Source organism: Borreliella japonica (assembly GCF_900099615.1).
Classification (GTDB): Bacteria; Spirochaetota; Spirochaetia; order Borreliales; family Borreliaceae; genus Borreliella; species Borreliella japonica.
The window spans coordinates 414,597-431,700 of record NZ_FMTE01000002.1 but is presented as its reverse complement, the minus strand read 5'-3'; the positions used below and the strand labels follow the sequence as shown (position 1 = coordinate 431,700).

17 protein-coding genes, 4 tRNA genes and 1 other RNA gene are annotated in these 17,104 nt (G+C 26.9%); 17 read left to right on the top strand and 5 right to left on the bottom strand.

The window, feature by feature from the left end; translation table 11 throughout:
* Positions 1–2: 2 nt before the first annotated feature.
* Both BLO14_RS02030 and BLO14_RS02025 read right to left on the bottom strand, forming a co-directional pair.
* The gene (locus BLO14_RS02030) at positions 3–536 is read right to left on the bottom strand and encodes a chromate transporter (RefSeq protein WP_091972207.1); all 534 of its coding nucleotides are present in this window, start codon (positions 534–536) and stop codon (positions 3–5) included.
* Complete coding sequence (locus tag BLO14_RS02025; RefSeq protein WP_091972205.1) at positions 533–1,138, bottom strand: chromate transporter; 606 nt, start codon at positions 1,136–1,138, stop codon at positions 533–535. Before BLO14_RS02025 ends, BLO14_RS02030 begins: the two co-directional genes overlap by 4 nt.
* 210 nt (positions 1,139–1,348) lie before the next feature.
* On the opposite strand from BLO14_RS02025, the gene BLO14_RS02020 reads away from it, so the two are divergent.
* Positions 1,349–2,191, top strand: a complete 843-nt coding sequence (locus tag BLO14_RS02020; protein WP_091972203.1) for a mechanosensitive ion channel family protein — start codon at positions 1,349–1,351, stop codon at positions 2,189–2,191.
* Here the strand turns inward: BLO14_RS02020 and BLO14_RS02015 are convergent.
* Positions 2,183–3,337, bottom strand: coding sequence for a glycosyltransferase family 4 protein (locus BLO14_RS02015; RefSeq protein ID WP_091972201.1), 1,155 nt, complete (start codon positions 3,335–3,337; stop codon positions 2,183–2,185). The two genes, BLO14_RS02020 and BLO14_RS02015, sit on opposite strands and share 9 nt — an antisense overlap.
* Positions 3,338–3,393: 56 nt before the next feature.
* Here BLO14_RS02015 and holA point away from each other — a divergent pair, with 56 nt between their 5' ends.
* Together holA and BLO14_RS02005 are read left to right on the top strand one after the other, a co-directional pair.
* Positions 3,394–4,383 carry a DNA polymerase III subunit delta gene (holA, locus tag BLO14_RS02010; protein WP_091972199.1) on the top strand — a complete coding sequence of 330 codons (990 nt, stop codon included), beginning with the start codon at positions 3,394–3,396 and terminating at the stop codon, positions 4,381–4,383.
* Between the two features lie 3 nt (positions 4,384–4,386).
* Positions 4,387–5,028 carry a hypothetical protein gene (locus BLO14_RS02005; protein ID WP_091972196.1) on the top strand — a complete coding sequence of 214 codons (642 nt, stop codon included), beginning with the start codon at positions 4,387–4,389 and terminating at the stop codon, positions 5,026–5,028.
* A gap of 65 nt (positions 5,029–5,093) precedes the next feature.
* Here the strand turns inward: BLO14_RS02005 and uvrC are convergent, their stop codons facing one another.
* Entirely contained in the window at positions 5,094–6,908 is a 1,815-nt protein-coding gene (gene uvrC, locus BLO14_RS02000) for an excinuclease ABC subunit UvrC (protein WP_091972194.1), read from the bottom strand.
* Positions 6,909–7,030: 122 nt separating this feature from the next.
* Here uvrC and BLO14_RS01995 point away from each other — a divergent pair, with 122 nt between their 5' ends.
* From BLO14_RS01995 to BLO14_RS01980, 4 genes are all read left to right on the top strand, one after another.
* The gene (locus BLO14_RS01995; RefSeq protein ID WP_091972192.1) at positions 7,031–8,548 is read left to right on the top strand and encodes a fibronectin type III domain-containing protein; all 1,518 of its coding nucleotides are present in this window, start codon (positions 7,031–7,033) and stop codon (positions 8,546–8,548) included.
* Positions 8,541–9,851: a tetratricopeptide repeat protein gene (locus tag BLO14_RS01990; RefSeq protein ID WP_091972190.1), complete on the top strand. Its 1,311-nt coding sequence runs from the start codon at positions 8,541–8,543 to the stop codon at positions 9,849–9,851. Before BLO14_RS01995 ends, BLO14_RS01990 begins: the two co-directional genes overlap by 8 nt.
* Before the next feature lie 62 nt (positions 9,852–9,913).
* Positions 9,914–10,002 (top strand) — tRNA-Ser (locus BLO14_RS01985).
* 56 nt (positions 10,003–10,058) lie between these two features.
* Positions 10,059–10,145: transfer RNA gene (locus BLO14_RS01980), tRNA-Ser, on the top strand.
* Between the two features lie 25 nt (positions 10,146–10,170).
* Here BLO14_RS01980 and BLO14_RS01975 read toward each other — a convergent pair.
* Positions 10,171–10,878 carry a hypothetical protein gene (locus BLO14_RS01975; protein WP_091972188.1) on the bottom strand — a complete coding sequence of 236 codons (708 nt, stop codon included), beginning with the start codon at positions 10,876–10,878 and terminating at the stop codon, positions 10,171–10,173.
* Between the two features lie 74 nt (positions 10,879–10,952).
* Between BLO14_RS01975 and BLO14_RS01970 the strand changes: the two genes are divergently transcribed.
* The 10 genes from BLO14_RS01970 (at position 10,953) to pgeF (ending at position 17,103) form a co-directional block, all read left to right on the top strand.
* Positions 10,953–11,026 (top strand) — tRNA-Arg (locus BLO14_RS01970).
* A gap of 16 nt (positions 11,027–11,042) precedes the next feature.
* A tRNA-Ser gene (locus BLO14_RS01965) sits at positions 11,043–11,129 on the top strand.
* Positions 11,130–11,132: 3 nt separating this feature from the next.
* Positions 11,133–11,229: signal recognition particle sRNA small type (gene ffs / locus BLO14_RS01960), an RNA gene on the top strand.
* A gap of 239 nt (positions 11,230–11,468) precedes the next feature.
* Complete coding sequence (gene dnaX, locus BLO14_RS01955; protein WP_091972186.1) at positions 11,469–13,154, top strand: DNA polymerase III subunit gamma/tau; 1,686 nt, start codon at positions 11,469–11,471, stop codon at positions 13,152–13,154.
* Between the two features lie 4 nt (positions 13,155–13,158).
* Entirely contained in the window at positions 13,159–13,458 is a 300-nt protein-coding gene (locus BLO14_RS01950) for a YbaB/EbfC family nucleoid-associated protein (protein WP_091972184.1), read from the top strand.
* Between the two features lie 175 nt (positions 13,459–13,633).
* Positions 13,634–14,143, top strand: a complete 510-nt coding sequence (locus BLO14_RS01945) for a nucleoside-diphosphate kinase (protein WP_091972182.1) — start codon at positions 13,634–13,636, stop codon at positions 14,141–14,143.
* A gap of 285 nt (positions 14,144–14,428) precedes the next feature.
* Positions 14,429–14,956, top strand: a complete 528-nt coding sequence (locus BLO14_RS01940) for a hypothetical protein (RefSeq protein ID WP_091972181.1) — start codon at positions 14,429–14,431, stop codon at positions 14,954–14,956.
* Positions 14,953–15,636 (top strand): LptA/OstA family protein, encoded by a 684-nt coding sequence (locus tag BLO14_RS01935; RefSeq protein WP_091972179.1) that lies wholly within the window; start codon positions 14,953–14,955, stop codon positions 15,634–15,636. Before BLO14_RS01940 ends, BLO14_RS01935 begins: the two co-directional genes overlap by 4 nt.
* Positions 15,626–16,417 carry an LPS export ABC transporter ATP-binding protein gene (gene lptB / locus BLO14_RS01930; protein ID WP_091972177.1) on the top strand — a complete coding sequence of 264 codons (792 nt, stop codon included), beginning with the start codon at positions 15,626–15,628 and terminating at the stop codon, positions 16,415–16,417. The genes BLO14_RS01935 and lptB overlap by 11 nt, the downstream gene beginning before the upstream one ends.
* Entirely contained in the window at positions 16,414–17,103 is a 690-nt protein-coding gene (pgeF, locus tag BLO14_RS01925) for a peptidoglycan editing factor PgeF (RefSeq protein WP_091972175.1), read from the top strand. The genes lptB and pgeF overlap by 4 nt, the downstream gene beginning before the upstream one ends.
* Position 17,104 lies beyond the last annotated feature (1 nt).

The window sequence follows — 17,104 nt, the reverse complement described above, 5'->3', positions numbered from 1 at the left end:
ATTTATATTAATGTATACAAAAATCCGCTAAGCATAATTACTAATGCTGGACTTATTTTATTATAAAAAAATAAAATAAAAAAATTAATTCCTACAACAGTCAAGGTTCTTAAAAGCTCTGTTTTGTTGTTCTCTATTTTTAAATATGTGTTTTCAAGCAAAATTATTATTGTAATTATCCACAGTGCAACAATAATAGGTTTTAGATTTTCCAAACAATAATTTAAAAAGCTTATTTTGTGTAGCATTGAAAGAATTATAATCATTATTAATATTGGAGCTGTTATTAGTGCCAATGTAGCAATTATTGCTCCTGCAATTCCTGCAATTTTCATTCCAACGTATGTTGCTATATTTGTGGCAATAGGTCCAGGGGTTATTCTTGATATTGTAATCATATTAATGAATTCGTCTTTTGTTATCCATTGTTTATTATTAATTAATTCATTGTTTATTATTGCTGCAATTCCATTGCCCCCTCCGAAATTTAATAATCCGATTTTTAAAAATGTGATGAATAAATTTATTAGAATCAATCGATATCCTTTTTTTGTTTAGTTAATATTTTTTTTATTGTTATATATTTTAGCGTATATATTAAAAAGAAAATTAGTAGTATATATGATATTTTTATTTTTAATTTAGAAATTGCAAAGATTACAAGAAAACATATTGTCCATTTCATTATGGAATTATTCAACATTTTTTTTGAAAATTTTAAAACAACTGTTAACATTATGATAATTGAAGAGATTTTTGCACCTTCTAGAAATTTTTCAACATGTATATTATCCGACACTAATTCTAGGTAAAAGAAAACCATTACTATTGCAATAATGGAAGGTAAAATTCCGGCAACAACAAGTAAAAGTGCGCATGAAAAACCCCCAAATTTTTTTCCTACTAGGAACACAAAATTAATCGCTGTAACTCCAGGAATAACATTTGATGTTGCAAGTATTTTGTTGAAATCGTCCTCGGATATTATCTTTCTTTTTTTAACAAGTATTTTTTTAAGCTCAGATATAATTACTAATCCTCCGCCAATTGTAAATGTTGCTGTTTTAAAGACAAGTAAAAACAATTTCAGAATCTCATATAACTTTTTTTGTTTCTTTTTATATATTTGTTTTGTCAAAATTAGTAAAAACCCTTGGTATACTAATTTTACCACAAATATTGTTGTAATGTATTTTTTATTATTGATTGGTGTTGATTAAAAACATGTTTTATTATGTTTTAATCGATTGACTTATTGTTTTTACTAGAGTTTTTTTATTGAAAGGTTTGTTTGTTTTTTGTGCTATAATTCAGTTAATTTATGTGAAGTCTAGAGGGAAAGTTTAGTTTGTTTAAGGAGTTTTTTATATTTCAAGATTATTTTAATCATATTTTTGAGAGTGTGGTGGGTTACAGTTTAAAAGTTTCGATTGCTATAGTGTTGTGGTATTTTTTAAAGTTGATAGTTAAAAAAATGGGTAAAATTTTGTTTAAGACTTTGGAAAAGTCTAGATTAGAGGATAAGTTAGAGGTTACAGTTTTTAATTTTTTGAAATCTTTTTTCAAAATATTAACAGATTTTGTTATTGTTTTAATAATATTGCCATATCTTGGGGTGCCTACAACATCTATTATTGCTGTATTCGGATCATTAGGGCTTGCTATTGGGCTTGCTGCTCAGGGTATTTTGTCTAATTTTGTTAGCGGATTTATTGTTTTAAATTCTAAATTTTTTAAGTGTGGAGATCACATTAAATGTGGTGATGTTGAAGGTTTGGTTGAGAATGTCCAAATTTTTTTTACTACACTTAAAACATTTGACGAAGAAATTATTAAGATTCCAAACAGTAAGCTTACATCCAATTTTGTTGTTAATTTTTCGGCAAATCCTAGAAGAAGGGTTGTGTTTTCTTTTCAAGTTCCCCATGATACGAATATTGGTTTATTAAAAGATAAAATAGAAGATTTGATGATTTTCAATAATAAGAAATTTAATGTTGAGATTTGTTCTCCTACTCTTATTGTTAAAGAATACACTCCTTATTATATAGTCGTGCAGGTTAGATTTTTTATCAATACGGATGTTTTTTGGGATTTTCAATATTTTATTGGTGAGTCCATTAAGAATGTTTTATTTGATATGAAGATTAAGTTTCCAATTTGCTTCATACCTTTTGATAAGCTATATTAATGATTTTTTTTTTGCAATAATTTCTGAGTAATAATTTTCAATTTTTTTTGTAAAAAAATGACTTGAAAATTTAGTAGAATATTTTTTTGCATTTTGTTTAAATGTTTTTAGTATTTTATCATCTTTTATTACTTTATCTATGTAATGAGATAAGTTTTCACATTTTTTTATTAAGAATCCGTTTATTCCTTCTTTTATTACGTCTTTATATATATAATCATTTATTAAAATGGCAGGTATCCCAACAGTCAATGCTTCTATTACTGTCATTGGATATACCTCGCTTCTTGATAGACTGGCAAAGATATCAGAGATTTTATAGTAATAACATATTTCTTCCCATGGAATTGTTCCTATTAGCAATATTTGTTTTTCAAGTCCATGTTTAATGCTAAAATTTTTTATTTCCTTTTCTTCGCTTCCTTTGCCAATAATGATAAGCTTATAATTTCTGTTTTGTATTAAAAGGTCTTTTAAATGTATCACTAATGAATTGATGTTTTTTTCTTTATTTATTCTTCCAACAAATATGATTATTTTGTCTGTTTGCTTTATATTGTGCTTTTTCAAAATTTCATCTTTTTTTTCTTTACTTAGAGTTTTTATGAAAAGCTTTCTATCAACTCCATTTGGAATTATTTTATAGTTAGAATTATTTGAAAGTTGAAAATATCTTTCTTTTGCTTTACTTGATGGATAAATAAAATATTTTATTTTATTATAGTGTTTTCGTATCATTTTATCAGGTTTAATAAAATATTTAAAAATTCCTAAGTAGTGTAAATAATAATCCCACATTGTGTGGCTTGTGTGAACTATTGGTATATTTTGTTTTAATGCAATTTGTTTTCCAATTTTTCCCATAGAAAACTCAGAGTGAGTATGAATGATGTCTGGTTTATAGCTTTGTATTATTTTAGCTATTTTTCTTTTATTGGGAAAAGCTATTACGGCGTCAAGTTTTTTATTTATTTGAATAGATGAACATCTATAAACGTTTTTTTCGTTTGCAGATTTTTTGGATTTTGGACAAAATATGTAAACTTCATAGCCATTTTTTTCAAATCCTTCTTTAATTTGCTTTATTGACGTTGCTACCCCATTTTTTTCTGGGATATAGGTATCTGTAAATATTGCAACTTTCATATTCTCCTCCTAGCTTAAGTATAATATATTTGTCACTTGGATTATAATTTATTTTGATGCAAGTGGTTTATTTATTGTTGGGCAGTGAACAAGGTTTAAAAGAAGCTTATTTAAAAGAGCTGTTAATTAAGTTAGATGCTTTTAAATCGGAAGTTTCGGTTACTAAAATTTTTTTGTCAGAACTCTCAGTTGTTGAATTTGTTGAGAAACTATTTTCCAATTCTTTTTTTTCAGAAAAAGAAATTTTCATTGTTTATGAGTCTGAACTTTTAAAAGCAGGGAAAGATTTAGAACTAGTATGTAATGCAATTTTGAAGTCTAATAATAAAACTGTTATTTTTGTTTCTAATAGCAATTCATGTAACATTGATTTTAAGAACAAACTTAAATTTATAAAAAAAGTTTTTTATGAGATTTCCGATGATGATAAATTTACATTTGTAAAAAGAAATTTTTTTAATCTTAATGTTAAGATTACAGATTCTGCAGTAAATTTAATGCTTTTGATGCTAAATTCAGATACTAAAATTTTGAAATTTTACATAAATTCTTTTGCGCTTTTTGCCAAGAACAACACTATCGATGAGGAAGATATAACTTCTTGGATTAGTTTTGTTCGTTTTGAAAACACTTTCTCTTTATTTAATTCAATTTTAAGAAAAGATATGGCACATTCTTTGATAAAGATTAAATCTATTTTGGATCAGGGGGAAGATTTGCTTAATGTTTTAATGAGTCTTATTTGGCAATTTAAAAGATTATTGAAGGTGCAAATAGATTATAATACATATGGAAGCTTACAGAGTGCATTGAATAAAAATAAAATCTTTTTTTCATTAAATAAAATTTATAGAGTAGGGGTTAAAAATTATTCAATTGCAGAAATAAAAATTGTTTTGAAAATTTTATATAATTTTGATTTATATTTGAGAATTTATTCTAAAAGTATTCATCAAAATTTGTCATATTTATTAATATTTTCAATCTTAAAGCTTAATAATAATTTTTTTAAGCATACTTTTGCAGAGTCAAAATTTAATTTTTAGTATATGAAGCAAAAATTAAGTTGGATTTTACTGTTTTGTTTTTTATCTTGTAGATCTGAATCTAGATTGGCGGAAATTGTTTTAATAGGGTTTTTTGATTCTATTAAAAACTTGCAAAGCAATCCCGAAATATTTTTTGATTATTTAAATATTCCAAGTGATGATGACCTGAGAGCAAAAATTTGTGGGTTAAAGTCTCAGGCAAAAGATGATTTTATTTTTTATCCTTTATTTTTTAATAATCTAAGATATGAAATAATAGGTAAAAAAAATATTTCTAAAGGTTTTGAATTTGAAGTTATTATTAAAAATATAAACTTTCAAAATGGGATAGAAAAATTTTTGGATAAATTAAATAAAATTGAAGGAAGACCTTCAAAGATTAAAAATTTAGAAAAGAAAGAGCGTAAAAGGATATTTGATAATTTAATAAATGAAGTTATTGGCGAGCTGGATAATTTTGACTACACCGAGATTGTTCATTTTTTTAGAGTAGTTAAGAGTTTTTCTGGAAGATACAAAATAGAGCTTTTGGGAGATGTTTTAAATATGCAAGTTAGAAACAAGCTTATTAATAATCTTTTTTTAGTTTTATCGCCTGGAATTTCAAATAGTATTTTAATTTTAAAAAGCATTAATAAATAATAATCTAGTTTGAAATTTTGTAATTTTATTGGTAATTTACTGGTTATATAAAATTTTAATTGAATTTAAAATTTATTGTGATTATAATTTTTTATTGAGTTTTCTTTTATTGCAAATTCTTTTATTCTTTTTGCAAGTTTAATATTTACTTTTATTTTTTCTGAAATTTCATTTTCACTTAAAGGCAATATATCCTTATAGGTTCCTATTGTTTTTAATATTTTTTGAGCTGTTTTTTCTCCAACTCCATTTATTTTTGTGTACAATAGTGTTATTTTTTCTCTTCTTTTTCTGTTAAATCTGTTAGCTTTTCTGTGCGCTTCATCTCTTACGTTTTGCAGTATCCTAAGAGCAAGATGTCCTTGAGGTAGATTTATCCCTTTGTTTTTTGTTGTTAAGAATATTGTTTCGTGTTTTTTTGCCAATGAACAGATTTTAACCTTGTTTTCTATTTTTAAGTCTTTTAAGCTAGAAAAAGCAGCATTTAATTGTCCTTTTCCTCCGTCAATTAAGATTAAATTTGGAAGCTCTAAGTTTTTATTGATTATTTCTGAATATCTTCTTAAGATTACTTCTTTTATTGCCTTAAAGTCATCAATTTCTCCTTTTAATAGTGAGTTTAACTTGTAAAGCTTGTAGTTTTCTTTAAAGGGCATTCCCATTTTAAAAGTAACCATGGAAGCTACTGTTTCTTGCCCTTTAAGATGAGCAATGTCAAATCCTTCAATTATTTTGGGAAGTTTATCCATTTCTAGAAAAATTTTTAAACTCTCCAGTGCTTTATTGTTTTTATTTTCATATTCTTTTAATGATAATTCAGCATTAGATATAGCCATTTCCATTATTTTTAAAATTTCTTCTGTTTCTTTGTAAATAATTTTTGTTTTTGTATTTTTAACGTCATTTATTAGTTTTTCAACATTTTTAGTGTCTACATCTTTAAGAAAAATATTGATTTTGTCGGGCACTATCATATTAATAGCTGTGTAATATTGAGTCAAAAATTGTAAAATCAGCTCATTTTTTTTGCATATGCTCTCATCAAAGTTTGCATCTCTTTCAACTAATTTCCCATTTCTATATTTTAATACTATTATTGTATTTACATTTTCTCCTGGATGAACATGCACATAATCTGTGTTTAAATTGTTGGTTTTTGTAACGATTTGGATTTGATTAATCTCTGTTAAAGAATTTTTAATTTCTTTTAATTTAATAGCAGTTTCAAAATCTTCTTTTTGTATGGCAAGTTTTAATTTAATGTCAATTTGGTTTAATATTTCGGATGTATTTCCTTTTAGTATAGATTTTGCTTTATCTAGTTCTTTTTGATATTCTTTTTCGAGATTTTCCTTGTAGCATGCTCCAAGGCATTGTCCCATATGGCAATATAGACAAGGAGTTTTAGATTTTTTTTTGCACTTTCTAAGTTTAAATGTTTTGTTAATAAAATCTAATACTTGGTCCAATTTTTTTACATTGGTAAATGGTCCGAAATATTCACTTTGGTCGTTAATTATTTTCCTGGTTTTGAAAATTCTTGGATATTTTTCACGAGTTATCCTTACCATGGGATAACCTTTCCCGTCTTTTAATTTTACATTGTAATCAGGCTTATGAGTTTTGATTAGATTGCATTCTAGAAGCAATGCTTCGTATTCACTGTTTGTTGTGATAACTTCTATTGATTTTACATTTTCCATTAATATTTTTATTTTGTGGCTTTTTTTTTCTAAAAAATAACTTTTTATTCTTGATCTTAGATTTTTTGCTTTTCCAATATAGAGTATTTTTTTATTTTCATTTAGCATTTTATAGCAGCCACTTGTAGTTGGTAGTTTTATTGCTTTTTCAAATAAATTTATTAGGTTGTCTTTCATAATGTCAGATAGTTTTTAGATTTTAGAAATCATCTTATGATATAATCATTGTATCATAAGATGATTTGTTTTATGTTATGAGATATTTAAAAATGTGAATAATAACAAATAAAAGGTCAAAAATGAGATTAATTTTAATGTTCTTGCTATTTTTTTTATGCTTTTTTATTCTTTTATCTCAAGAATTGAAGTTAATACTTGATTCAAAAAAAAATTTTAAATTTATTCAAGATTCTAGCAATATTACTTTTGAAAGAGATATGAGAGGTTTGCTTGGTATTTATTTGGATAGATATAAAGCTGTTTTGGATTTGAAAAATATTGATTTACGCTTAGAAATAGGAAGAGATAATAAATTAAAAGACACATCTTCAAATTATTTAGTTAGTGCAAAAAGCTTGAGAGTTTCAAATGAATTTCGTAATGTTTCCAACGGCTCTTTAATTTTTTATTCAAATCAAAATCCTGTCAAGTTTAAGCCATTAACAAAGAAAGCTTTCTTTTTTTCAGGCAATACTGTTTCTGATTTTACTATTAAGTTTTGGGTATATCGAACAACTTCTGTTACAGGAGAAATTATTTTTAGTTGGGATGGTTATAAAAATATTAATAATTTGTGGGTAGATCAGTCGATTAGATTGGAAAGCGATGAGGGAAATTTTGTTTGGGTTTTAAACAATGTATTTTTAAAAGATAATAAAGATCCTATTAAAATTAGAATGAAAAGCAATGATGATTTTATTCCAAAGAAATGGCATTTGCATACTTTAAGATATAGACAAAGGGACGGCATACTTGAATATTTGATAGATTCTAAACCTCAAGCAATAGAATATATAACGGATAATAAAAAGGAAGGATCAGGATATTTATTAAGTATTGGAAATTTTATTGATTTTACCTTAGGAACCTATTTTACTGGTGCGGTTGAGAATTTGGAAATACATAAAAGCTTTGAAGAGATTAGTAATGCTTTTTTTTCAAAGAATATGGGATACATTATTACAGAGCCTATCAAGCTTTCTAAATATTATTCTCAAGTATTGTCTTTTGATGTTGATTCTAATGTTCCCAAGGATACAGAGATTGTTTATTATTACAGATTAGATAATAAAGTATTTTATAATACAGATAGCTATGGGAATATTAAGAAAAATTTAACTGGGGCGTGGATTCATTTTGATCCTAAAAAAGATTTTCCAGATTCAAAGATAGCAAAATATATTCAAATAAAAGTTGAATTTTATCCCAGTGGAGATTCTGTAAGCAGTCCTTCTCTTTATAGTATGTCGATTACCTATGTTCCTGAAGCAGCCCCATTTCCTCCCGTAATAACAAAAGTTATTCCAGGCTCCAGGGAAGTTTTTATTGAATGGATTCCTGTTGTTAATAGTAGTGTTGAAGGGTATTATATTTATATTGGCGTTGCCTCTGGTAATTATCATGGAAAAACCGGCAGTGTTTTAGCTTCTCCTATTGATGTTGGAAGTCAAACTTCTTTTAAGATTACAGGACTTGAAGATGGAAGACTTTATTATATTAGTATTGCTGCTTATAATTTAGATAAAAGTGTTAATAAGACTTCTTTCTCGAAGGAAATTTCTGTAAGGCCTATGGAGATTTTTAAAAAATATGAATAACTTTAGTTTTGAGAAAGCTTTGAATTTTTATAAAAATGGTGACTTTAAAAGTTCTCTTGACAATTTAGATGTTTTTGATGAGAATTTTGATTCTCTTTCACTTAAAGCGCTTATTTATTTTAAGAAAAAGGATTATAAGGCTCTTTTATATGTGTTAAATACTTATTCTGTTGTTTTGAGCGAATACAATTTTTTAGTTAAGCTTATAGATTATGGTAAAGTTGAAAAGAATAGAGATGATTTAGGCCCTTTTGAGAATTATAATTTAGGTGTTTTTTATTTCAATTTAAGAGAATATGAACTTGCATTAAGTTGTTTTTTAAAGGCTAAGGAGCAAAAATCTGGTTTTATACAAGCTTTAAATAATAGTGCTGTTTTATTTGAAATGTTGGGCAACAAGGACGAGGCTTTAAAATTGTTTTTTGAAGCTAGAAATTTGGATCAAAGCAATTCTTTTGTTAATCTTAACATTTGGGTTTTAAAAAATAGCGAATCTCATGAGACACCAAGCTTTTTGAAAATAGATGAAATTTTTTCTGATGTCAATCTTGCTTTTGTTGTTAATTATTTAATGTATTATTTCTATTCTATTGGGGAAATAAGCAGGGCAATTAGACTTTCTGAAAAATTTTTAACAGATTCCCATTATTCTAAGTATATTTGGCATAATAGGGCAACCATTTTTCATAAAATAGGGAACATGACTCAAGCCACAGCATCTTATGTTAAAGCCATTTTGAATTTTTCAAATATTTATACAGTTTATAATATGCATATTGCAACAATTGAGCTTTTAAAATTTTCTCCTAAAAAGTCTATTGAAAGAATGGTTAATGATTATTCTAATCTAGATTTGATATATTTGTATGCAACTTTATTTTTTCTTAGAAATCGTGATCTTGAAGATGCCTATTTTTATATGAAAAAACTTTGTGAGCTTAATCCAGGGCCTTATTCAAAATTTTTAAAATTACTTGAGTCTAGCGAGGATATGTTGATTGAAAATTTGCTTGAAGAATTTGCAATATCTTTAAGAGCAAATTGGTATTTGGAGTATTTATTTTTTATTGACAATTCTTTAAATTTGAGAGATCCTGTTTTTATTTTTGATCATAATATAAGAGTAAATACATATATTTGGAGAATTAAGGATGAGTGCATTGAATTAAAATTTAGCAATAATGAGGAGAAAATGGTTCAAGAGATCTTGCAAGAGGAATTTATTTGTTCTGAAACTGACATCTCTATTGGAGATTTTCAAAATTTAATAGATGCTTACAAAGAGTTTAGAACGAATTACTAATATTTGTAATTTATTTAGTTGACAATAATAATATCTCTAAGATAATATGTATTAATATTGTAGGAGAGATGCCAGAGTGGCCGAATGGGGCTTCCTGCTAAGAAGTTGTCCTTTTAAAAGGGGACCATGGGTTCGAATCCCATTCTCTCCGTAATTATTTAAATCTTGACAGTGTGTGCTTTATTTATTAAAATTTGTTTTAACTCTGGAGAGGTGGCAGAGTGGTTTAATGCTACGGTCTTGAAAACCGTTGTAGGTGTAAGTCTACCGTGAGTTCGAATCTCACCCTCTCCGTAATTATTGTGTTTTATTTTAAGCGTTAAGAGTGTGGGGTTTTATTGAGCTCATACTCATTTTCTGTGTTTTCATGTATGGGAAATTGAAACTCGATTTTATCGCATTCATTGCAATCAGTTAATAATGGATTATAAAAAATTATAATTTGATTATTTTTAAAGTAATATTTATATCTTGGAAAGATTGTTGTGAATTCTTTTTCTAATTCGCTTAGATTGTGTTTATCTTTGATGTTAAGATCTTTAATTTTACTTTTTACCTGTTCTTTTAATACGTTTATTAGAGAATCCAGCTGATCTTTTGATATTATTTCTGAAATTTCTATTTTTTTGTTGCCTTTTAAGTTTAAAGAGGAATATTTTAAGAGGGTGTTTGATTCTTTTTCTTTGAAAGATTCTTTATACAAAATAGATGTAATATCAATATTTTCATTTTTAAATATTGTAAAGTTAGAAAAATAAAAATATTCATTTCTTGAATTTCCAGTTTTTGATATTTTATTTTCTACATTTTTTTTCCATTTTTTTATAAAATTTTCAAATTCAAAGTTTGCATTTTCCATAAAAGGAATTTTTGCGTCTATGTGTAAAATATTATTATTTTTTAATATTTCTTTTTCTTTAATATTTTTAGTTTTAATTATGAATTCATAATTAACTTCATTCAAGACCGATTTAGAGCATGATAAAGTAGATAATATTAAAAGGAAAATGTTTATTTCAGTCTTCACAACTTCTCCATTTTCTGTTGAATGTTTTTATTGTAATAAATAGTAATTTTTATTACAATAAAAATTAATTGTTTGTGTCCATAGCTCAGTTGGATAGAGCGTTAGATTGCGATTCTTAAGGTCGGAGGTTCAAGTCCTCTTGGACACGAAAAGTTTGTTAATCTGGAGAGATGGCCGAGTGGCTTAAGGCGCACGCTTGGAAAGCGTGTATACGGTAAAATGTATCATGGGTTCGAATCCCATTCTCTCCGATTCCTAGGACCCGTACTATCAAATGTTGCTAAATCCCGTCAGGACTGGAAGGTAGCAGCGGTAAGTAATTTTTTTGGTGAGTACGTAAGTCTTAGGTTTGATTTTTAGTCAAAAATGCAATACTTTGTTTTATGTTAAGATATGAGTTTATCTTTTTAGAACTTGCAGCCTTGTTATATTTTATTGAAAAGCTTTTTTTGTTAGATATTTTTTATGTTTTTAAAATTTTTTGATACCTTTTCTAAGGTAATAGTTCTAAGATATAAATATATTGTATAGTATATATTTATAACATTTTGCCTATTAAGGCATATTAAAACATTAGGAGGTAAAAGTTAATGGCGTCTTCAAGAGGCACTGCTCTTAAGAAACGACCCAGGGATTTCAGCTCTCTTGAAGGGCAAGATTTTGTTGTTGAAACTCTAAAGCATTCTATAGAAAAAAATAAAATAGCAAATGCTTATATCTTTTCAGGACCAAGAGGTGTTGGTAAGACTTCATCAGCCAGGGCTTTTGCTAGATGCTTAAATTGTAAGAATGGTCCAACAGTTATGCCTTGTGGAAAGTGTAGCAATTGTAAATCTATTGAGAATGACAGCAGTCTTGATGTTATTGAAATTGATGGCGCTTCAAATACTTCGGTTCAGGATATTAGACAAATCAAAGAAGAGATAATGTTTCCTCCTGCAATTTCCAAGTATAGAATATATATTATTGATGAAGTTCATATGCTTTCTAATTCTGCTTTTAATGCTCTTTTAAAGACAATTGAAGAGCCTCCAAATTATATTGTTTTTATTTTTGCCACTACAGAGTCACACAAGCTTCCAGAGACAATAAAAAGCAGATGTCAGCATTTTAGTTTTAAACTTTTATCGTTAGAAAAGATTTATAATATGCTTAAGAAGGTTTGTTTTGAAGATCATATTAAATATGAAAATGAGGCTTTAAAATGGATTGCATATAAAAGTAGTGGTAGCGTAAGAGATGCTTATACTCTTTTTGATCAGATAGTTTCTTTTACTAATTCTGACATTAAATTAGATCAAATAAGATCTAAGATGGGTTTAACCAATGATGAATTTTTAGAAAAGCTATCAGTTAGCATTCTTAGTGAAGATGTGAAGGGGTTAATTTGTGTTCTTGATTCTATTTTTTTGGCTGGAGTGTCTTATGAGCAATTTTTGTTAGATTCAATCGAATTTTTTAGAGAGGCATTATTTTTAAAGATAGGTATTAAAAATTTTGAGTTTATTGGAATTAAATCTGAAGATTTGAGAAAGAAACTAATTGAGTTTGATTTGAACTATCTTGAAAGAATTATTGTTGTTTTGCTTGAAACTTACAGAGATTTGCAATTTTCAGTTAATCCAAGATATGAGCTTGAGATTAATTTTATTAAAATTTTAAGACTTAAAAACTATATTCCAAATCATGTTTTAATAAAACAAATTCAAAATCTTGAAGACAATTTGTTAGAAAATACGGTTTTAGATTTAAACAATTTTGATGTTTTAACGAATAAAAAGAGCAGTAAGGATGATTTAGCTTTTATTTCAGTAAGGTCTAACTTAGAGTATGAATTACCCGAAATTAAATCTTTAGAAAAAAAGGAAACTGATTGTGATGAGAATTTGTTAACAGAAATTAATAGAAATCTTTTAAAGACCAATGATATTGATGATATTGATGAGATTTTTATTGAGGATGATGATTCAAGCAAAGAAAATGATTTTATTGATATAAGAGATAAATTTATTTATATTGTTTCAAGATATATTCAAACTTTAGTTCATTCAGGAGAAGTTATTATCGATGATAATGTTCTTTATTATAAGGTGTTTAGTGAATTCGAGTACAATGAGCTTCAAAGTTATAAAGGTGAGATAAGGTCTGAATTTTATAAAGAATTTCCTAATTTAAGCATTGTGTTTCAGAAAAATTTCAAAAGCCTTGAAAAGGATTTTGAAAAATTAGAAGCTGTGAAAAATATTTTTGGAGCAAGTGAGGTTCTAGAGGGATGAAAATATGGCAGTAAATCCGTTAGATTTTTTAAAAAATATGTCTAATGTTAAGAGTAATATTGACAATATTAAAAAGGAAATGTCCAAAATTACGGTTTGTGGTAAGGCAGGTAGCAATATTGTTGTTATTGAGATGGATGGCGAATTTAATGTTAAAAAAGTTTCAATCAATAAGGAATTTTTTAATGATTTAGACAATGATGCTTTTGAGCAAATGGTTAAATCTGCTTTAAATGATGCTGTTTCTAAGGTTAAAGAAGAGATAAAATTAAAAACCATGGGTACTCTTCCTTTTGGAATGTAATTGTTGGCTTTGTAAAAGTTATATTTTGATTTTTCAATATAATGCTAAGTGCTTTATAATTTGTGGTATTTCTTATAAATTTAATCAATTAGATGTAATTTTGTTATTAAGTTAGGTATTTTAATTTATTTAATTATTTTTTTAAAATACATGTCCTAAATTTTGGGAGGATTTTATGTCAATGTTATTGCAAAAAACTTTATGTATTATTAAACCAGATGGGGTTAGAAGGGGTTTAATTGGCGATGTAGTTTCTAGATTTGAAAGGGTAGGTTTAAAAATGGTAGCTGCTAAAATGCTTGTTGTTGATGAGAGCATAGCAAAAAAACATTATTTGTATGATGATATTGCTTTTAGGCATAGTGAAGAGGTTTGGAAATCTTTAATTAAATTTATTTCTAAATCTCCTGTTTTTGCATTTGTTGTTGAAGGGGTTGAAAGCATTGAGGTTGTTAGGAAACTTTGTGGTGCTACTGAACCAAAATTAGCCATTCCCGGAACAATACGAGGAGATTTTGCTTATCATAGTTTTAGGTATTCAAATGAAAAAGGTTTTTCAGTTTATAACGTGATTCATGCATCTGCAAATGAGGTAGATGCGATTCGTGAAATACCGATTTGGTTTAAAGATAATGAAATTTTAAACTATAAAAGAGATGATGAATGTGAGCATTATTATTGTTAATTTTTATAATCCATTTCTTTAAAGAGATAAGTATTAAATTTACAATTTAATACTTATCTAAAATAAGAGCAATTTTTGTATTTTTGTTTCAATTTTTTGTATTTTTAGGAGAGTTTTTATACAGAAAACTATTCTTAAGGGTGGTATTTTTATTTTGCTTTTATTTTTTACATTATAATTGATTATATAAATAAATTATATTTGATAAAGTTTTTAATGTTATATTGTTATGCTTAATAGATTGTCAATTTAAATAGAAAATTTCTAATCTTGTGGAAAATATTTATGAAAATACTTAGGCTTTATTCGTTATTTTTGTTTTTTGCTTGTACTTTTGATTATGATGAATATTCTAATAGGTCTGATGTGGCTAAAAAGTTTCCTTCAATAGAAATATTAGGAATCAAGTATTATGATGTTGTATACAATAAAGAACAAACTGTTTTAGAGTCTTTAAGTTTTAGTTATTTTAATGATTATAAAATTTATAAGGCAGAAAATGGAAGATTTTTATATTATTCTCTAGATAATGAAATTTCAGGGAAGTTTAATAATTTAGAAGGTTCTTATATTACAAAGGATTTGGATATGAGAGATTCTGTAGAATTTAAAATAGAGGATAAAAATAATTATTATTTGCTTAATTCAAATAGGCTTTTATGGAAGGAGAAAGACAAGAAGTTGCAATCCCCACCAAATGAGCTAGTGTTAATTAGGTTTAATGATAGCAAAATAAAAGGAAAAGGATTTTCTTATTTTTTAAAGAGCAATGTTTTTTATTTTGATTCTGGGGTTGAAGGAATCATGAATTGAGGGATTTAATTTTAATATGGATTTTTATTATTTTTATTAGTAATATTCAAGCAGCACAAAGAGAATCTAGGCCTGAGTCTGAAAAAATTAAGGAAAATGAAGAAAGAGGTGCTAATTTTACCTTTAAGTCAGATTTTGCACAAGGAATAGTGTCTTCTTTTTATAGGAAAATTGTTTTAAAAGGGAATTCAGAGGTTATTTCGTTAGATTTTAAACTTAGAGCAGATGAAATTGAAATTTATGGAGAAAATGGTTCATATCTTGAAGCTCGAGGCAATGTTTTTTATGAGGATTATAAAAATAAGATGCATGTTAAGGCCCAGTTTTTGTTTTTTAATAGAAAATTGGATAATTTTTATCTTCAAAAAGGGGTTGAGCTTGAAGACTTGGAAAACAGTATGCTCATTAAAGCAGAAAGAGTTGAGGGCAGTAATAAATCGAATGTTTATATTATGCAATATTCTGTTAAAATATATAAAGACGATACTTTCGCAAGAGCTGAGAGTGGGACTTATAATAAAGAAGAAAAAGAAATAATTCTTGAGGGAGTTCCAGTGATTTATCAGAAAGATAACCATTATTCTGCTTCTAGAATAATTTTTAATACAAATACTAATAGGTATAAACTTGAGGGAGATGTTGAGGGGGAGTTTACTCAGGTTGAAAATGATGTTTCTTAAGAAAAAAAATAAAATAAAAGAGATTAAGGAAAGTCTTAACCTTAATTCTGTTAATAATGTTGTCTTAAGAGCAGATAACATTATTAAAAAGTATGGTGAGAAATTTGCTGTTAATGGCATTTCGATTGACATTCATAAAGGTGAGGTTGTAGGACTTTTAGGTCCAAATGGAGCTGGCAAAACAACAACATTTTATACGATTGTAGGCTTTATTAGGCCTAATGCGGGCAAGGTTTTAATAAATAATTATAACATTTCATTTCTTAATATGTATGAGCGCGCACGGATAGGAATCGTGTATCTACCCCAAGATGCTTCAATTTTTAGGGAACTTACAGTTGAAGAGAATATTATGGTTGCTTTAGAGAGAAGAGAAGATCTGTCTAAGGCTGAGCGTAAGATAGAACTTGTGAATTTACTTAAAGAATTTGAGATAAAAAGAATACAAAGCCAAAAAGCTTATACCCTTTCTGGTGGAGAGAGAAGACGGGCAGAGATAGCAAGAGCTTTGGCCGTAAATCCTTATTTTTTGCTCTTAGACGAACCTTTTGCCGGTATTGATCCTATTGCGATCGGAGACATAAAGAATATAATAAAAATTTTAAAAGAAAGAAGCATTGGAGTTCTTATTACTGACCATAATGTAAGGGATGCTTTTGATATAATCGATAGAGCTTATATTGTCTATCAGGGGCAAGTACTTGATGAGGGTGATGTTGATTATATAATAAGCAGCGAAAAGGCCAAAAAGCTTTATTTGGGAGAAGAATTTAGATTATGAAAACAATAGATCATGAACTTTATTATGAATTTAGGGTAGCTGATGATGTTAGAATGATTTATACTAAAAAACCTTTTAATCTAAATTTAAAAGAACTTAGTAATGATAATTTCAACTTTGTTCCTAAGTCAAAGAAAATAAAATATTTAAAGCAATTGCACACAGATATTATTTATAAAGTTGAAGATGATTTTGTAAATTTTCAAGAAGGAGATGGTCTTATAACTAGCTCTTTAGATGTAGCTCTTGTTGCTTACTTTGCGGATTGTCTTCCAGTATACTTTTATGATTCAGTGAAAAAAATTATAGGACTTGTTCACAGTGGATATAAAGGAAGTTTTAAATTGATTATTTTAAAAATGTTGTTTTTGTTTGAAAAAATGGAATCATCTTTTGAAGATTTGAAAATTGTTTTTGGACCCCATAACAGATCTTGTTGTTATGAGGTTTCTGAAGCTTTCTTGGAAGAAGTAAGTAATAAATTTAGCAAAAGTTTATTAAATACTGCTTTTTCTGTAAAAGATGATAAAATGTACTTTGATAATGCTAGTTTTAATTTAAATTTGCTTTCTAGTTTTAATTTAAATATTTATAATTCAAAACTTTGTACGTATTGTTTGAAAAATCTTTATTCTTATAGAAGATTAAAAGAAGGTCAAAGTTATGCTTTAATTTGGAGAATTTAAT